The organism is Chitinophaga filiformis, assembly GCF_900102545.1.
Lineage (GTDB): Bacteria > Bacteroidota > Bacteroidia > Chitinophagales > Chitinophagaceae > Chitinophaga > Chitinophaga filiformis.
This window is the reverse complement of the sequence record NZ_FNBN01000005.1, coordinates 375,606-392,350: the sequence shown is the minus strand read 5'-3', so window position 1 is coordinate 392,350 and position 16,745 is coordinate 375,606. Positions and strand designations below refer to the sequence as shown.

Sequence of the window (16,745 nt, the reverse complement as noted above, 5' to 3'; positions counted from 1 at the left end):
TTGAAACTGCTAAGAGACTGAATACTCAGAACGATGGATCATGTACAATAACAACGCTGTCAAGGAACTGACAGCTTCAGTGTATGTAAAGGTCAGGTACAATCGACATCCGGAACGATAATCACCGAACGGAACTGCTTCTCTGCCAGCAGTTTGATAAAATGCTCCTGCAACAGCCGTTTGGTATTGGCAATGACTTTTGTATCGCGGGGTAGCTTGATCAACATTTCCTGCAGGTAATTATTACGCACACGTCCTACCAATGGTACGGCTGGTCCTACCAATCTTGGCCCGATATGAGGGCGTAACCAGTTGCCCAATACCTGTGCTGCCTGTTCTACGGTCTGCTGATTCTTATGTTTGAGGGTAATCTTCAAAAGCCTGTAAAAAGGCGGATAACCAAAACGTTCCCGTTCTGCTATTTCCGCAGCATACATCGCTTTATAGTCGTGCGTAGTCACATAATGCAATATAGGATGCCGTGTATTGCTGGCCTGTATGATCACTTTCCCCTTTCCATGTTTTCTGCCGGCACGGCCACTCACCTGTTCCATCAGCTGGAAAGCCCTTTCATTTACGCGGAAGTCGGGGAAGCTCAGTAAACTATCTGCACTCAATATGCCTACCAGGTTCACATTCTCAAAGTCCAGTCCTTTCACTACCATCTGCGTACCTACCAGGATATCTATGCCCCGCTGTTCCAGCAGCTGGATCATCTTGTTATGACTATCCTTGTTACGCACCGCATCCATATCCATACGGGCAATGCGTGCTTTCGGGAACAGCTGCTGCAGATCGTCTTCTATCTTCTCTGTACCAAAGCTCTTGGGAATGAGCGTCTGACTACCACAGGCCGCGCAGGTCTGCGGATAAGGATAACGGGTACCACAATAGTGACAATGCAGTTTATCCTGGTTACGGTGATAAGTCAGGGAAACATCACAGTTCTTGCAATTGGGTATCCAGCCGCAGGTGGTACACATGAGGAAAGGCGCATATCCACGCCTGTTCTGGAAGAGGATCACCTGTTTCTCGGCAGCCATACTGGTATTGATAGCTGCATTGAGTTGTGGCGTGAAGTTCTCCTGCATATTCTTTTCTGCACGTTCCTTCTTTACATCCACAATTTCTATTTCCGGCATTTCCAGTCCGCCGAAACGCTCCATCAGTTCTACCAGTCCATACTTCCCCTGCTGTGCATTGAAATAAGACTCCAGTGAAGGTGTAGCAGAACCCAGTAATACCTTTGCGCTGAATAATCCGGCATAATAGATAGCTGCATCCCTGGCGTGATAACGGGGAGCAGGATCCTGTTGTTTGTAGGAAGTATCATGTTCCTCATCCAGGATGATCATACCGAGGTCGCGGAAAGGTAGCAATAAGCTGGAACGTGCGCCCAGCAATATTTGCAGTTCGCCGGTCTTTACCTTGTTCCAGATCTCTACTCTTTCGTTGTTATTAAAACGGGAGTGATAGATCCCGATCTTCTTACCAAAATGTTTCTGCAGGCGGCGGACGATCTGCGCAGTCAGCGCTATTTCCGGCAGAAGATATAATACCTGTTTGCCGCCGGCTACATACTCCTCGATCAGTTTCACATACAATTGTGTTTTACCGCTGGAAGTAACGCCATGCAATAAAGTCACTGGTCTGGCAGCAAAGCTGTTACGTACTTCCGCCAGGGCTTTCTCCTGCGCAGGGCTGAGTTCAAAGTCAATCTGCACTTCTGCTTTACCGTTGCCGGGCACACGATCCACCACCCGCTGTTCAATCCACACCACGTTTTTGTCCACCAGTCCTTTCAGCTGCGCGGTGGTAGCACCCGATTTTTTCAGCAGCTCACTCTGCAGTACACTGCCTTGTGTTTTTACCAGGTGCAGGTAAGCCAGCAGTAGTTCCATCTGCTTGGGAGCCCGGGATAGTTCGTTGAAGAGCGGCGCCAGTAGTTCTTCATCTTCGTATTGCGCGTGCAGCTGCACATAGTTTTCCTTCTTCTCCTTATAGACCTCTTTCAGCTCTTCATACACCAGCAATACTTTCTTTTCTATCAGCTTCTTGATAGTAGAATATACATCTGCCTTGTCGAGGATCAGCTGTACCTCTTCTATTCTCAGTTCTTTTCGTATGTGCAGTGCCTCTGCAACCATATATTCATCATCATCCAGGGCAGTGAAATCATCGCCGTAGGCATCGTTGAACAGGAGCAGTGTTTCGCTGGAAAGCTTGAGGTGAGCGGGTAAGGCGGCATTCAGTACTTCTCCCTCGCTACACATGTAGTAGGAAGACAGCCATTGCCAGAATGACAGTTGTGTGGGATATACTACCGGATCTTTATCCAGCATATCCAGTAGTGGTTTGGTCTTGTAGTCGGCAGGAGCCTGTTCATGGATCGCCTTTACAATACCGGCATATTTCTTCTGTTTGCCCAGTTGTACGGCCACACGGCTGCCTACCTTCAGGGTTTCCTCCATATGAGGAGGCACCGAGTAAGTATAATTCTTTGGCAGGGCCAATGGCAGTATGACGTCGGCAAACTTCATTTGAAATAGTTATACACTAGCCTTCAATTCCCGTTCCATAATGTCAAACACCTGTTGTTTCAGGGTTGGCAGGTCGTCCATTGTCAGTCCGGCAACAGGTACGGGAGGCAGATATACCACTCTGCAGCGGCCGGGATTCAGGTTGAATCCTTTGGCATGGAGGCGGTCTCCGTTATCGAGGTACAGGACCGGCTGAATGGGTGTCTGCGTTTCAATGGCTATACGGAAAGCACCGTTATGGAACGGTTGCAGCGGTTGATCTGTATGATTGGTTGTACCTTCAGGAAAGATAAGGATAGAGACACCTTCCTTCAGAACAGCTATCATCTCTCTTACGCTACGCGATCGGGCTTTGGCGTCCTTGCGGTCTACCAGTACAACAGATTGTTTATAGATAAATCCGAAGAACGGGATCTTTTTCATTTCTATCTTTCCCAGCGGACGGAAAGGCAGGCGCATGACCTGTACGGCCAGTGCGGCATCGAGATAGGAACGGTGATTCACCACATACAGGTAAGGCGTTTTATCCTTTCTGTCATGTTTATAAATTCTTTTTACCCTTATACCAACTGCAGGAAACCATGTATGAGACCAGAAGCGAAGGAAATAGAAGATGATGTTCCCTCCTTTTACCCTTCCAAAGAAAGAAGCCACAAAAATGGGTGGAAGGATTAGGAACATGATAGCAAGAAAAACAATTACAGCGTATATGATATATACCAGATGTAAAGGCTTGAGCAGTAACTTCATAATAATGCCAGTCTCTTTATTTGTCGGATCCAAGCCGGAAAATTACTGCTTACTGACGGAAATACCTAATTACAGCTGCAAGACCAGTCCTTGTCGAGGTCAATACAGGTAACTACGCTGGTAGTATCTTCACAGGGAGCGAAGACCACGCGGAGGTGCTGTCCTTCTTCTGAATAGCCTTCCAGCGCATAGGTGGGGCATGGTTCGTCGTGGGGATTGGATTTCTCTGTATTTACACGTCCGTTTTCCAGGATTTCGACTACCTCAGCTTCGGTAACATGGCGGCAGGCCATCCGGCATCTGGCGTGACGGGTATATTTTAGGGGAGCATGCCGGTTGAGAATTGCCGGGCCGCTGCCAGTAGTATTAGTATTTCTGTGGTTTGCCCTGGCGATAGTTGTGTTACCGGAAGAAGACACACGCGGAGACCGCTGAGGCCCTTTCCACCATTGTTGCTGCCAGGCCAGCCACAACAATAGCGCTAATAACAACATAGGTACATACTTGCCCTTAGATTTCATGGTTACGCTCTGTTACGAAATATTTCAGCATTTGCTCTGCCGGGCGGCAATCTATACAATTTTGGCAATATAACCAGTATAAAAAAAAAGGTGGTACCTTTGCCGTCCTTATGACAACAGGTAAAAAAGTAGCATTTCATACCCTCGGCTGTAAGCTGAACTTTTCAGAAACCTCCTCCCTGAGCAGGCTGCTGGAACAGGATGGATTTGTGAAAACGGATTTTGAGGAACAGGCCGATGTATATGTGATCAATACCTGCTCTGTTACCGACAATGCGGATAAGGAGTGCCGCCACCTGGTACGCCGTATCCAGCGGAGGGCTCCTGAAAGCATGATCGTCATCACCGGCTGTTATGCCCAGCTGAAACCAAAGGAAATCGCTGAAATTGAAGGAGTTGACCTGGTATTGGGGGCCGCAGAGAAGTTCAATATCGTAGACCATCTGAAAACACTCACTAAAGGCGATAGCGCAAAGATCTGCTCCTGCGATATCGAAGACGTGAATACCTTCCATGCTTCTTACTCACTGAACGACCGTACCCGTACCTTCCTGAAGGTGCAGGATGGCTGTGATTATACCTGTGCTTTCTGTACCATTCCTATGGCGCGCGGTAAAAGCCGTAGCGATAGTGTGGCCAGTGTAGTACAGCATGCCCATTCCCTGGCCACCAGTGGTGTGAAAGAGATCGTGCTGACCGGTATTAACCTGGGCGACTTTGGCAAGGGCCTGGAAGGCGGTAAGAAAAGAGAAGAAACCTTCTTTGAACTGATACAGGAACTGGATAAGGTGGAAGGTATAGAGCGTTACCGCATCTCTTCCATAGAGCCTAACCTGCTGAGCAATGAGATCATTGAATTTGTGGCTAACAGCAAAAAGTTCATGCCGCATTTCCATATTCCCCTGCAGAGCGGCAGTAACGAGATACTGGGTCTGATGCGTCGCCGTTATCGCCGTGAACTGTATGCAGAAAAGGTTGCTCTTATCAAACAGTTTATGCCGCATTGCGCCATTGGCGTAGATGTGATAGTAGGCTTCCCGGCAGAATCTGATGCACACTTCCAGGAAACGTATGATTTCCTCCATTCACTCGACATCAGCTACCTGCACGTATTCACCTATTCCGAACGCGCTAATACCGCTGCGCTTGATATTACACCGGTGATACCTGTGCACGTAAGGAATGAACGCAATAAGATGCTGCGTAACCTGAGCCATAAGAAACAACAGTATTTCAATGAACAGCATGTTGGTGAAACAAGGAAGGTGCTGTTTGAGAAACATGGCAAGGATGGTATGATGGAAGGATATACGGATAACTACATCAAAGTGACAACACCTTATCGTCTTGAATGGACAAATCAGCTGATAGATTGGGAGTTGAAATAATAAATCGGATCGTCTCAAACACTGCACAGCAAAGCATTTGAGAGCAATACAAATTGAGAAGGCGTTTACTTTTTTTTAAAATCTTCTCAAAAAAATTTGGTAGAATAAAAATAGTTTATACCTTTGCAATCCCATCAGACGAAAGGCCTGACGGTAACGAAGAAAAAAAGAGGGAGTTTAGCTCAGCTGGTTCAGAGCATCTGCCTTACAAGCAGAGGGTCGATGGTTCGAATCCGTCAACTCCCACTCTTTAAATTTTCACTGATTTTTTTCTTCAAGGGAGTTTAGCTCAGCTGGTTCAGAGCATCTGCCTTACAAGCAGAGGGTCGATGGTTCGAATCCGTCAACTCCCACTAAAGCGAATGGTCAATCTGATCATTCGCTTTTTTGTTTTTTGAATAAAACCTACCCTGCTGGTTTTATGGAATTATTAAAAGATTATTATTTGTATTGTTAAGCCATTCGCTGTGCTTCTCCGACCTAATCCTATTCTATGACTGAAATCCGTTTTTCCTGGTTAAAAGTATTACCCCTTGTTTTCCTGACTGCCCTGGTCTCTGCGGGTATTCAGATGTACCACAATCTGTATTACGACTTTAATGCAGAAGCTACCCGATTCGACGGGCTGCAATTCCTGGTCTTCCTTATAAAAAATGCAGTTTTATGGGCTGCCATGGGGCTGGCTTTTCGCACAGTAAAACCTGCAACCCTCGCTTTTGGCGTTTCGCTGATTATTTATTTTACCGATTTCTTCCTGAACAAGCATCATATCCTGGAGGGATCAGTGGTATTGACCAACCTGCATGCATTGTTCTTTAATTCCGAATTTTTACCAGCACTTGTATTCGCTTTCATCTGTTTCAAAAAACAGAGCCTCCGGTACTTCTGGCCTGTGTGGGTATTCGCTGCCATTACATCATTGCTGTTTTATGGCAGTGCTTACCTCGACCGTTCACCCTATAATGTATTGTTTCGCTATATTCGATTAAATGACCTGTTCAGCGTACCTACAGGCGAAAATACTTATCGCTCTTTGAATGTACTGATGTATGTCGCTCACCCGGCTATACAATGTGGTACGTACATACTTTATGCAACATGTTATATGGCTGCCATAAACAAAAGGAGCTGGAAGCAATTATTTCGCATCGATCTTTCCACCCATTATACCAAGCCGGCCGCTCTAAGTATTTTCTACGCTTTGCGTTTTCTTATCAACCTGCTGATAGTTGGTTTATTCTCCTACCCGGCAGTAATTTTATCCCAGAAATACCAGCAGCAGCTTTTTAATGGCCATTCCTTGCTCTTAATGATCCTGGGCATGGCAGGCGCACTGACTTTTCTGGTGGCCGTAACCCTGTATTACCGAAAATTTCTGTTAGAATACTTTAGCAGCAACCAGATAAAGATCTCCTGGTTATACTGGATCGTCAACCTCCCCATAGTGGGCATGCTGGTCTTTCCCTTCGTAGTGCTGTTTGCCAAAGCCATTCCTGAGGTGGAAGAAAGGACCCGTTTCTTTTATTACGAAGCTCAGCTGGGACAGAAGGCAGGCAGCATCATGTTCTTGATGCTGTTATTTAATTTCATAGGTATGTGGATCGGGGAAGGCTTCGACGTGCTCTACTCATCCTGGATAATGTGGCTAATTGATTCAATCATACTGGTAATATATTGCGTTTCAGTCAGGGGTTATTATTTCTTCCTGGGTACGGGCTGGATGGCCATGCTGGTTTACTCTGGCATATTGGCAGTGACAGCCCTGAAGGGCGAAAATTACTTTGACTCAGCATCACCTTTTACTCGCAGCAATGCGACTATGTGGCTTACAGGCGCTTTTACTGTCGTACAGTTTGTTGTAATGCTGCCTATCTTTCATATAGAAGTGATCAAAACAGAACAAACCCCCAAAGGAATTGATGAAACTGTAGGAGAGGTTGCTGGATATTCAAATGCCCGCTTGCCACCCCCGAATTTATTGAGTTAAGTTCCTATACAGACACAAGTGGACTCCATGAAACTTTAAAACCCGCTCCTGTAGCGGGTTTTGTATTTTCAGTAATTGAATTGATCTTTTTGAAAAAGATGGCTAAAGGTTCACATTTCTGTGCACCTTTTTTATTGAGATAGCCCGGCTGGTTTATAACAGCTCCATTTCACAGGCAGATCATATTCATTTTGTTATTTTCCCCCCTCTTTTTTAAGAAATCGCCCCCCTTCCTACTCCGGAATACCCTGTAATTTCAAATATTAACGTTAAAACCACTTGTTATGAAAAAATTAATGAACGTCCTGTACATCTCAGGTTGTATCCTGATTTTGGGTAGCTGCACTAAAACCAATAATCAGATAGTTGAACCCTCCGACGACGCCAATACCCTCGTGGCATCCACTGAATCTGTAGGCGCAGCAAGTATTTCCGGATTAAACTGGGCCGATGGAAGAGACAATTTTGTAGATGGCTGGGTGATCCCCTCCGGTTTAACAGCCAGTGATAACTATAGTACGGTAGCTGCCAAAACAGATGCTATTCTTAACGGCTTTTCGAGCGCAGTGAACGGAGTAAACACTATACGCATTCCGGTTAATCCGCCTTCTGTAGCCGAAAGTTGGTGGGGAAGTTATACGGCGGCTATTGATAAAGCCACCAGTAAAGGTTGGAAAGTTATTATCGCATGCTGGGAAAGCGCCTCTTCTAAGGATGGTATAATTGATAACACTACCGACTTCTGGAATATGTGGACTACCATTGTAAATAAATACCAGGGTAACAGTAATGTATACTTTGAGCCGTTTAATGAGCCACATGGTTACACATTGAGTCAACTGACTGCTATATATGCACAGTTCCTTTCAAATTACCCTAATGTTCCAAAAGGCAGGATCATACTGGATGGTCAGGGCTATTCTGAAAATGTTACCGGTGTCGGTGCTGATAGCCGGTTTAGCAGTTGTTTGCTGGGACTTCATAACTATGCATACTGGGCTACCCACAGTGCCGCTGACTGGAGGACTGACTGGAGGAACCGTATAGGCAGTTATGGAAGCCGCACGGTCATAACTGAATTCGGCGCCACTATGAATTCAGGTAAAGATTACCAGAATGGTCCACAATCTGATAATGAAATTGCCTATATCGTTTCAACCAGCGACGTTTGCAGGAACGATAAAATTGCAAGCGTTTACTGGCCAGGCTTGCGCGACAACGATTCCTATAGCCTGTTGAAGCGTGGAGGCAGTGGTACCAATATTACTATTTCTACAGTGAGCTCCTCCGGCGTTTTCAGGTTGCGTTACGGTTGGGGGTTATAAATGGTTGAATAGAAGCCGTCTCAATTACTTTTTGAGACGGCTTTCTTCTTTTTTTGCCATCATACCGGGGTTTCACCGGGCTAGAAACAAGGCTAGCCCTAAAGGGGTTGATTGCAGCGAATTGTCTCAAACTCATTGAGTATCGGTCGCTATAAAATCAAAATGGCGCCTTCCATTCGGAAGAGGCGCCAATGAAACTATTATTTTAGTGCAAGAGAACATATGTGACAGGCAGAATGCCATGAATTTTTATGCAATCTGTAAGACTTTTTCGTAATCGTATTTCTGGTATTTCTTTTCCAGCCTTGTCTCCTGCTCAAACTTTAACATTTCATTTTTAAATTGAACCCTAAGCCATAAATCAGCAGGCGTATGAAAGAAATGCCCAAATTTTAAAGCCAGCTCCGGGTTGAATTTTCTATCTTCTTTATAGTATTTATTTAAGTTGGCAAGATCAATTTCGATATAATAAGCAAAATCTCCCTTCTTCAAATTCAAAATACGTAGGAAATCATTGGCAAAATCTTTAATAGATCGCAATTCATTTGCAGTAATCGTTTGGTCTGAAATGTAGGACTCCATTTGATAACGGATGGCTAACATTTCATTCCTGATCAATCGCGCAACACTTCGGTTTGCATTATGTTCTTTGGCAGCAGCGGCAACAACTGCTTTATGCTTGGCGCTTCTTGCCAGACCATCTTTTGGCCCAAGGGTGACATCTAGCTGTTGGCGGGTTCTTCTTTTCTTTTCCATTGCACAAATTTTTGAATTTATTCTGTTCCTTTCAGGTATTTTTCTACAAGCTTTTCGCCATCTTCATCTGCAATAACCATTGTGGTTGTTGTACCGATTCGTTTCGCATTGTACCTTTTCGAATACACTTTCATTAATTTTTTCTCATTTTCTTCATGCTCTTCCAGCACATCAAGTTGCAAGTACGCCTTATACTCGTCCTGACCAAGCCGAACACTCAGCATGAAAGCATAAGCGATAAGACAACCAGCAACCCAATCATGCTTCTTTTCCTCATTCCGGTTGTGAGGCGCTACTTCGATCATAGATAAATATGGTTCCCTTTTGTCAATTAGCTGGAATATCATGCATCCTTCAATAACAAGCGGAACTTCGTCTGTAACCAGAAGATAACCTGTAGCATTTTTCAGTTTTTTAAGCTCTTTATCAAAATTGAATTGCCAGCCGTCATGCATGGATGGCATCTCCTTAATTGTACCTTTTCTGATCAGCGCCTCGATTGCACTGCCAGATTTAACCTCAAGAATTTTTACTTTCAATTTTCTTGCGTTTAGCTCGATGTTTCGGTGTTACTCCAAAGATACATAAAAATCCCATTTGGTACAAATTGTACCAATTTTAAAAATATCTGATCTTGTGGGAGATTCTGGGCACCAAATAAAAAGCAGTATGGCAAACAATAGAATAAGCCACAGATACCAGTGATCTGTGGCTTATTTATTTTCATTTATGGCTACAAGCTGTCTTACTGCGCAACTGCACTGGCGGCATGCACCTGTATCAGCTGGGCAACATAACCGGCACTTGTTTCTATTGCATTGTAGGTATTTATTTCATCGGCCAGCCTTACAACATGTTCCTTATAACTGCCATCGGCCAATACCTTGTTCACTGCATCTTTTACCTGCTCAGATGTAGGCGTATCCGTCACCAGGTTAATACCCAGTTTGAAATAGCCTATGCGGGCACATATTTCACTCTTTCCTTCATGTATACCCGCAGCCACCATCGGCACCTTATGTTTAATGCTTAAGAGCGTACCGCCATATCCTCCATTTGTTACATAAACGTTGGTATAAGGCATGATCTCATCAAATGGGATATAATCCTCCACAATAATGTTATCCTGCGGATATTGCGCCCGTAATGCGGCCGTCTGATTATTAGCAGTGGCAGTCACCACCAGCACATCAGAGCCCTTAAAAGCTTCCAGTGTCGGAATGATCAGTTTATTGATGTCTCTCTCCACAGTACCCTGGGTAAGCAGCACTACTTTCTTATATTTTTTCAGGCGCTCATCAAACCATGGCGTTTGTTGCCGCTCTGAATATGCCATCAACGCGCCTACAAAACGGACGTTCTTTCCTATATCACTGCGTTCGTATTCGAAAGAAGGCGTTCCTATCTGCAGATAAGAAGTAGCTTCACGTATCAGCAGGTCAAACAGGAAGCTCCTCTCGTGAGGAATATTATAACTGTTCAAAATATCATCATAAGTATCAGTTGACTTTTTGAACACAACTGTTGTCATCAGCTCGCGTAACTCTGCATATTTTGCTTTTTCAGCTTCATTGGTAGCAGGAGGCAGTGCCATACCATAAGGTGCAAGATCAACAGAATTCTCTGCAAGCGGAACAATGCCGATTGATAGTACAGGAATGTTCATCAGGGATTTAACAAATGGGATGGCAGTAAACACAGAATCTGCAATCATAATATCAAAAGGAAAAGACTGATAGATCTCTTTGATATCTTCATAGTACTCGGGACCTCTTTTAGCGAAGACCTCTATCATATCAAAGTCCAGTTTTGCTGCAGGATCTTCGATCAATGCTCTTTGAGGAAGTACAGTCCCAAGATTATCCTGGTTCAAATCCAGGGCTTTCACAAAAGGGTAATGGTGAATACCCAGTTTCTCCAGTTTCTTTGTAAATAGAGGGGAAGCATACCACCGTACATCACAGCCAGATGCCTGTAGATGTTTTGCCAGTCCGGTCAATGGGTTAAAATGTCCGTCGGCAGGTACAGTGCCAAAAAGGATTTTTTTGCCTTTCAATTGTTGGTCGTGCTTTGTCATTACTGAAATGTTGTTTGCTGATTAATGAGGTCTTGTTATTGTATATACTTGACAGTTATACCTTATTCCGTATTCTGTTTTTGCGGGGAATGGGTACGGGGCAAAGGTATAACCGGTGCGGCGATGCGCTTATCCCCGAAACCGGTTAAAAGGCATCCCCTAATTCAGGATCGGAGGCACTATCATACTCCTGATCTTAGTATATTATACAACGGGATGTGATGGATGTGGGATGCGAGGGGCCTATCCCTCTCAATGAAGGGAATGATATTTATTCATGTGGAAAGGATGCGGTAAACTATTTCTTCCCTCTGAGGATACGTTTTACTGCTTTACCCAGTTTATTCAGATTAGCCAGCTGTTCCTGAATAGGCGCCAGCGTAAGGTCTTCCGGTTGCACACCTGCTTCGATGTAGTCAATCTCTGTCTGCTCAGGATAGATCAGTACCAGGTTATTTGCAGGGAAATGCTTGCTTAAGCGTCCGGGCATACCATCCATATAAGGATGATGAGAGAGTGTGCCTTTACGGGCAGCTACCACCATGAGGAGATCATTTTTAGTGATATCCTTTTCAAGCTTCAGCAGTTCTTCAATGTTGCTGAATTGCTTGAATGTGATCTCGATGTTCAGTTTAAACTGTTGCAGATAGGCTTCTACAGCGGATTGTGTTTTGGCACAACAACATAGCAACAGCCTCGCTCCTACCTGCTTACTGAGCAGGAAAATCTTTTGTATATAGTGAAGGAAACCTAATTCATATTCAGCATTCTTAGGCATGACCAGCACCAGTTTGCGTGTAGTATTCAGCGGATAGTGGAAATCGCATACATACATATTTTCCCACACGCTCTGTAATACGTTGTCGAGCGTTGTACCGAAGATAGAGCCGAAGAGACGTTCTGTTGTAGTGGTTTTATCCGGCCAGCCCAATACTACATCTGTAATCATCAGCTCCTTTGCAGCGCGTGCAATACCATCGGAAACGTTCAGGTCAATACGTGTTACAGCCTGTACTTTGCTTTCAGTAGCTCCCGCATACATCACAGCGGCCTCCATGATCTTGCCGGTAAGCGCCACCTTCTGTTTTGCCTCTGCATCATCCTGTACTACTGCCAGCGGATAAATAGGCGTACTGGCATCAGGATCTTTGATCATAAGAGCGAAGTCCAGCAGTGATTCCATATGTCCCTGACGGGAAATAGGGACCAGCAATCTTTCAGGCATTTCCTCCATCACAGGCTTCCGCTCAGCTTCTACGATAGCCAGTTTACGGCCTGCGCTTTCAGTCACGAAAGAACTTACCAGGCAGGTAACGAGTATCAGTACCACCGTGCCATTCAACACATTCTCGTTGATGATACCCATATTGAACCCGATCAGTATTACGGCGATCGTAGCGGCAGCATGCGAACCACTCAATCCGAATATGACATTACGCTGTGTAGGTGTATAACCAAATGAAAGTTGTGTAAAGAAGGCTGCACACCACTTGCTGATCAGCGCCAGTGCGGTGAGTACACCGGCTATCATTAACGCTTCCGGGCCTCTTAGTAATACCCGCAGATCTACCAGCATTCCCACACTGATCAGGAAGAAAGGAATGAACAGGGCATTGCCTGTAAACTCTATCCTGTTCATAAGCGGAGACGTATGCGGTATCAGCTGGTTCAGGGCAAGCCCTGCCAGGAAGGCGCCGATGATACCTTCTACGCCTGCCAGTTCAGCCAGAAATGCGGCCAGGAATACCAGCGCCAGCACGAAGATGAAGTGGGAGGTTTTGTCGTCTTTGATCTTTTTGAAGAACCAGCGTCCCACCAGCGGAAATATCCAGAGTATAATGGCGCCAAACACGATGAGCGATACAGACAGCCGCACCCAGAAATGTGTGTTCAGGTTGCCCGCAGCAGCACCTGTGATGATCGCCAGGATCACCAGTACGGCTGTATCGGTAATGATAGTACCTCCTACTGCAACGGTGACTGCTTCGTTTTTGGTAATACCCAGGCGACTGGCCAGCGGATAAGCTACCAGCGTATGGGTGGCAAACATGCTGGATACCAGCAAAGTGGCCATAAAATTGAAGTGCAACAGATAAGTGCAGACAAAATATCCTGAGATAAGCGGAATGAAAAATGTAAAAGCCCCAAAGACGAGACTGCGGTTACGGTTCTTCCTGAACTCAGTCATATCCAGCTCCAGGCCGGCAAGGAACATAATGTAGAGTAAGCCGGCCTTTCCAAACAGGTCAATACTCCCCTTCTCAATGATCTTGAATCCATGATCACCTATTGCCATCCCTGCCAGTATCAGCCCTATTATGCTCGGAATTCGGAATTTACGGAGTATAATAGGAGCTAACAGGATGATAAACAATACCAATGAGAAAATCGGAACTGGATCTTTTAACGGTAAGCTAATATCCATCAACAATTTAGTGCCGTTCAATACATTCATAACCTACGCTTCTAATGATCTACAATAATAATAATTATCAGCCAATGCCTACCGATTATGTTAAACACATGATTATCAAAATCATTGCTGTTGTGCCGGTTTAAAACTTTCCTATTTAATTTAACGATTATTAGCTGTAGTTTTGTGTAAAGTTTTTACCGGATTATGAGCCAGCGTAAGCAAACAGGCACGCAAACAAAAGAATGGGAAGATGTATTGGTGGCTGAGGATGAGCAGTTCCCTTTCAGCCTCATTGTATGGAATGATGAGGTGAACACCTTCGACTGGGTGATCCAATCTTTGATTGAAGTGTGTGATCATTCACCGGAACAGGCTGAACAATGTGCCATGATCATTCACCATAATGGCAAATATGCCGTAAAACAGGGTGAATTCTCCCGCCTTCGCCCTATGTGCGAGGCACTGCTTGACAGGGGCATCAGCGCTACTCTTGAAGAAGCGGTTGAAAGCTAATGCCAGTTTTCCAACTCAGCAATGATTTGATTTTCCCACCTGTTGATCTGGCGGAGCCGGATGGACTGCTTGCCTATGGTGGTGACCTGTCGCCAGACAGATTACTGCTGGCTTATAGTGAAGGCATTTTTCCCTGGTATAATGAGCCGCCTGTCCTCTGGTGGTGCCCCGATCCAAGATTCGTATTATTTCCTGAAGAACTGCAAATCTCTTCCAGCATGAAACAAGTGCTGAAGAAAGGCATTTTCACTTTCACCATCAACAAAGACTTCGGGGGAGTGATCAGGGGCTGTAAAGAGGTACCCCGACCTGGTCAGGATGGCACCTGGATCACTGCTGATGTGGAAAACGCATATACCGCGTTGCATGAAGCCGGTTATGCCCATTCTATAGAATGCTGGCAGGGTGATGAGCTGGTGGGTGGCTTCTATGGCATACAGCTCGGCGACTGTTTCTTTGGTGAGTCGATGTTTGCGCGCGTCAGCAATGCCTCTAAAGCAGCCTTTATCACCTTCGTACAATATGCAGCAGCGCAGGGCCTGGAAATGATAGACTGCCAGGTATATACGGCCCATCTGGCCTCACTGGGAGCGAGAATGATATCCCGTGAAGAATTCCTCAACATCATCAAAAAGTCTCAATAAAAAACTCCGCCCCATTATACACGAAGCGGAGTTCATTTTTATACTGATTGTACTTACTTCTTCTTACTATAACTTCCCTCAAAGAAACAACGCACTCCCCTGTAAGCGCCACATCCTCCTATTTCTCTGATGCTCACTTTTCCAGAAGCAAACTGGAAAGCAATACCGCAGGATGTTTCCTTGTCTTTGTATTCGCCTTTATTAGCGCCTGTAAAATGCCCTGTTCCGGACAATTCACCCTTACAACCTGTCTTATCTTTTGAGAAGGAAATGAAGAACAGGAATGATTTCGGATCTTCTCCATCACGGATAGATACGATACTGGTTTCGCCGGAAAGGTAGTCGCCGGATAATTTATGTTTAGCTGCCAATGTATCGATCGGGTTGAAGATCTGGCCCGCAGTAGCTTCTCCGCTGCTGTTGGTCATGATCAGCGTCGTCTTTCCATCTTCTGCTACACCATAGAAATCTTCCCTGGTAGCTGTATGACCAGGGCTCAGTTCTTTTTCATTAGTGATCTTGATCACCTGACGGGTATCTATAGAGAAATAATGGCGGTCTTTCTGATCGTCTACCTTAGCAACCGTCAGGCGGTTCAGGTAGTGACCTTTCTTATCGAGGAAGCATACGTAAGCAGTGTTTGTTGATTTACCAACTGCCTTTACTATGAAATAATTCACTGCAGCGCCGTCTATAGTAGCCAGCGGATAGAATTTGAGGACTGTGCCTTCAGGAAAATCAGATTTACCCAACGTATCGATCAGGAATTGTTTCATTAATTCCGGCGAAATAGCAGCAGAATCAGCTATTTTCTCCTTTAAAGCTTCCGGGGTCAGTTTGTAAGGCAGTTTAGCCTGTGTAAATAAATGACGGAAATCTTCAAATGTAACAGTAGCTTTTCCTGAATGCTTATTTTTTGATCCACAACCGGCCAGTAAACCGATAGTCAACAGCGCTAACACGAGCTTATTCATGCGTATATGCTTGTTTATTACGGCCGAAAAGTTAGAGAAAAAAATGATATGATCAAAATAAGGGTGCTGCTCTGGCCGTTGCATTTGCAATTCTCACACCTTTTATTTAGATTTACCTAAACTTTATTTTAAGGAATGATGAATTTGTCGATTGCTGAGGAGAATTACATTAAGTCGATCTATAAACTGGAAGAAGAGGGACAGGAAGCGGTTTCGACCAACGCACTAGCCGGCGAACTGGATACAAAGCCCGCATCGGTTACCGACATGGCTAAAAAACTCAAAGAGAAAAAGCTCATCGAATACGAAAAATACCAGGGTATCAACCTGACTGCCGAAGGAAAAAAAGCGGCGCTATCCATTATCCGCAGGCATCGCCTGTGGGAATGTTTCCTGGTAGATAAATTATTATTCAGCTGGGAAGAGGTACATGAGCTGGCGGAAGAGCTGGAACATGTGCGCAGCGAAAAGATGACCAACCGTCTCAGCGAGTTCCTGGGTAACCCGCAGATAGATCCTCATGGCGATCCTATTCCTGACGCCCAGGGTAAAATGGGCAAGCCCCGTGCACAAACGCCTCTGCATAAAGCGAAGTCGAAAAGACTGGAAGTAGTAGCGGTTTCTGACAAATCAACCGCGCTGCTCGAATTCCTGAATGCCAAAGGCATCCGTTTAGGGACACAGATAGATGTAATAGAACGGTATGAGTTTGACAACTCTATCGAACTGAAGATCCGCAATCAGCCTGCCTTTACCATCAGTGAGCAGGTCTCAAAAAATATAATGGTCAAACCGATATAAAGCAGTCGGCAGACAATACATCCGGCCATTAACACGCATACAGGTCACTCCTG

General features: G+C 45.1%; 14 protein-coding genes and 2 tRNA genes. 8 read left to right on the top strand and 8 right to left on the bottom strand.

Translation table 11 applies throughout. The features are described 5' to 3' along the window. Positions 1–92: 92 nt before the first annotated feature. The 3 genes from priA to BLR32_RS21740 all read right to left on the bottom strand — a co-directional run bounded on the left by priA (position 93) and on the right by BLR32_RS21740 (position 3,811). Positions 93–2,540 (bottom strand): replication restart helicase PriA, encoded by a 2,448-nt coding sequence (priA, locus tag BLR32_RS21750; RefSeq protein WP_089834956.1) that lies wholly within the window; start codon positions 2,538–2,540, stop codon positions 93–95. A gap of 9 nt (positions 2,541–2,549) precedes the next feature. Further along, positions 2,550–3,221 carry a lysophospholipid acyltransferase family protein gene (locus BLR32_RS21745; protein ID WP_245705493.1) on the bottom strand — a complete coding sequence of 224 codons (672 nt, stop codon included), beginning with the start codon at positions 3,219–3,221 and terminating at the stop codon, positions 2,550–2,552. Between the two features lie 134 nt (positions 3,222–3,355). After that, positions 3,356–3,811 (bottom strand): DUF4258 domain-containing protein, encoded by a 456-nt coding sequence (locus BLR32_RS21740; RefSeq protein WP_089834954.1) that lies wholly within the window; start codon positions 3,809–3,811, stop codon positions 3,356–3,358. Between the two features lie 110 nt (positions 3,812–3,921). Between BLR32_RS21740 and mtaB the strand changes: the two genes are divergently transcribed. The 5 genes from mtaB (at position 3,922) to BLR32_RS21715 (ending at position 8,511) form a co-directional block, all read left to right on the top strand. Next, positions 3,922–5,199: a tRNA (N(6)-L-threonylcarbamoyladenosine(37)-C(2))-methylthiotransferase MtaB gene (gene mtaB / locus BLR32_RS21735; protein ID WP_089834953.1), complete on the top strand. Its 1,278-nt coding sequence runs from the start codon at positions 3,922–3,924 to the stop codon at positions 5,197–5,199. A gap of 171 nt (positions 5,200–5,370) precedes the next feature. Then, positions 5,371–5,445: transfer RNA gene (locus BLR32_RS21730), tRNA-Val, on the top strand. 32 nt (positions 5,446–5,477) lie between these two features. Continuing rightward, positions 5,478–5,552 (top strand) — tRNA-Val (locus BLR32_RS21725). 140 nt (positions 5,553–5,692) lie between these two features. After that, on the top strand, positions 5,693–7,186 hold the full coding sequence (locus BLR32_RS21720; RefSeq protein WP_089834952.1) for a hypothetical protein: 1,494 nt from the start codon (positions 5,693–5,695) through the stop codon (positions 7,184–7,186). A gap of 284 nt (positions 7,187–7,470) precedes the next feature. Continuing rightward, complete coding sequence (locus tag BLR32_RS21715; protein ID WP_089834951.1) at positions 7,471–8,511, top strand: cellulase family glycosylhydrolase; 1,041 nt, start codon at positions 7,471–7,473, stop codon at positions 8,509–8,511. A gap of 249 nt (positions 8,512–8,760) precedes the next feature. Here the strand turns inward: BLR32_RS21715 and BLR32_RS21710 are convergent, their stop codons facing one another. The 4 genes from BLR32_RS21710 to BLR32_RS21695 form a co-directional block, all read right to left on the bottom strand. Then, the gene (locus BLR32_RS21710; RefSeq protein ID WP_089834950.1) at positions 8,761–9,267 is read right to left on the bottom strand and encodes a helix-turn-helix transcriptional regulator; all 507 of its coding nucleotides are present in this window, start codon (positions 9,265–9,267) and stop codon (positions 8,761–8,763) included. A gap of 17 nt (positions 9,268–9,284) precedes the next feature. Next, positions 9,285–9,806, bottom strand: coding sequence for a hypothetical protein (locus BLR32_RS21705; protein ID WP_089834949.1), 522 nt, complete (start codon positions 9,804–9,806; stop codon positions 9,285–9,287). A gap of 206 nt (positions 9,807–10,012) precedes the next feature. Continuing rightward, positions 10,013–11,344 (bottom strand): glycosyltransferase, encoded by a 1,332-nt coding sequence (locus tag BLR32_RS21700; protein ID WP_089834948.1) that lies wholly within the window; start codon positions 11,342–11,344, stop codon positions 10,013–10,015. A 298-nt stretch (positions 11,345–11,642) separates the two neighbouring features. Next, a complete protein-coding gene (locus tag BLR32_RS21695) occupies positions 11,643–13,799 on the bottom strand; it encodes a cation:proton antiporter (protein WP_089834947.1) in 2,157 nt (718 codons plus the stop codon). Positions 13,800–13,964: 165 nt separating this feature from the next. Between BLR32_RS21695 and BLR32_RS21690 the strand changes: the two genes are divergently transcribed. Then, entirely contained in the window at positions 13,965–14,273 is a 309-nt protein-coding gene (locus tag BLR32_RS21690) for an ATP-dependent Clp protease adaptor ClpS (RefSeq protein WP_089834946.1), read from the top strand. A gap of 26 nt (positions 14,274–14,299) precedes the next feature. Further along, positions 14,300–14,917 carry a leucyl/phenylalanyl-tRNA--protein transferase gene (gene aat / locus BLR32_RS21685; protein WP_245705492.1) on the top strand — a complete coding sequence of 206 codons (618 nt, stop codon included), beginning with the start codon at positions 14,300–14,302 and terminating at the stop codon, positions 14,915–14,917. A 53-nt stretch (positions 14,918–14,970) separates the two neighbouring features. On the opposite strand, the gene BLR32_RS21680 is transcribed toward aat, so the two are convergent. Further along, positions 14,971–15,891 carry a hypothetical protein gene (locus tag BLR32_RS21680; protein WP_143011543.1) on the bottom strand — a complete coding sequence of 307 codons (921 nt, stop codon included), beginning with the start codon at positions 15,889–15,891 and terminating at the stop codon, positions 14,971–14,973. 135 nt (positions 15,892–16,026) lie between these two features. Here BLR32_RS21680 and BLR32_RS21675 point away from each other — a divergent pair, with 135 nt between their 5' ends. After that, positions 16,027–16,692 (top strand): metal-dependent transcriptional regulator, encoded by a 666-nt coding sequence (locus BLR32_RS21675; RefSeq protein WP_089834943.1) that lies wholly within the window; start codon positions 16,027–16,029, stop codon positions 16,690–16,692. Positions 16,693–16,745: the final 53 nt, after the last annotated feature.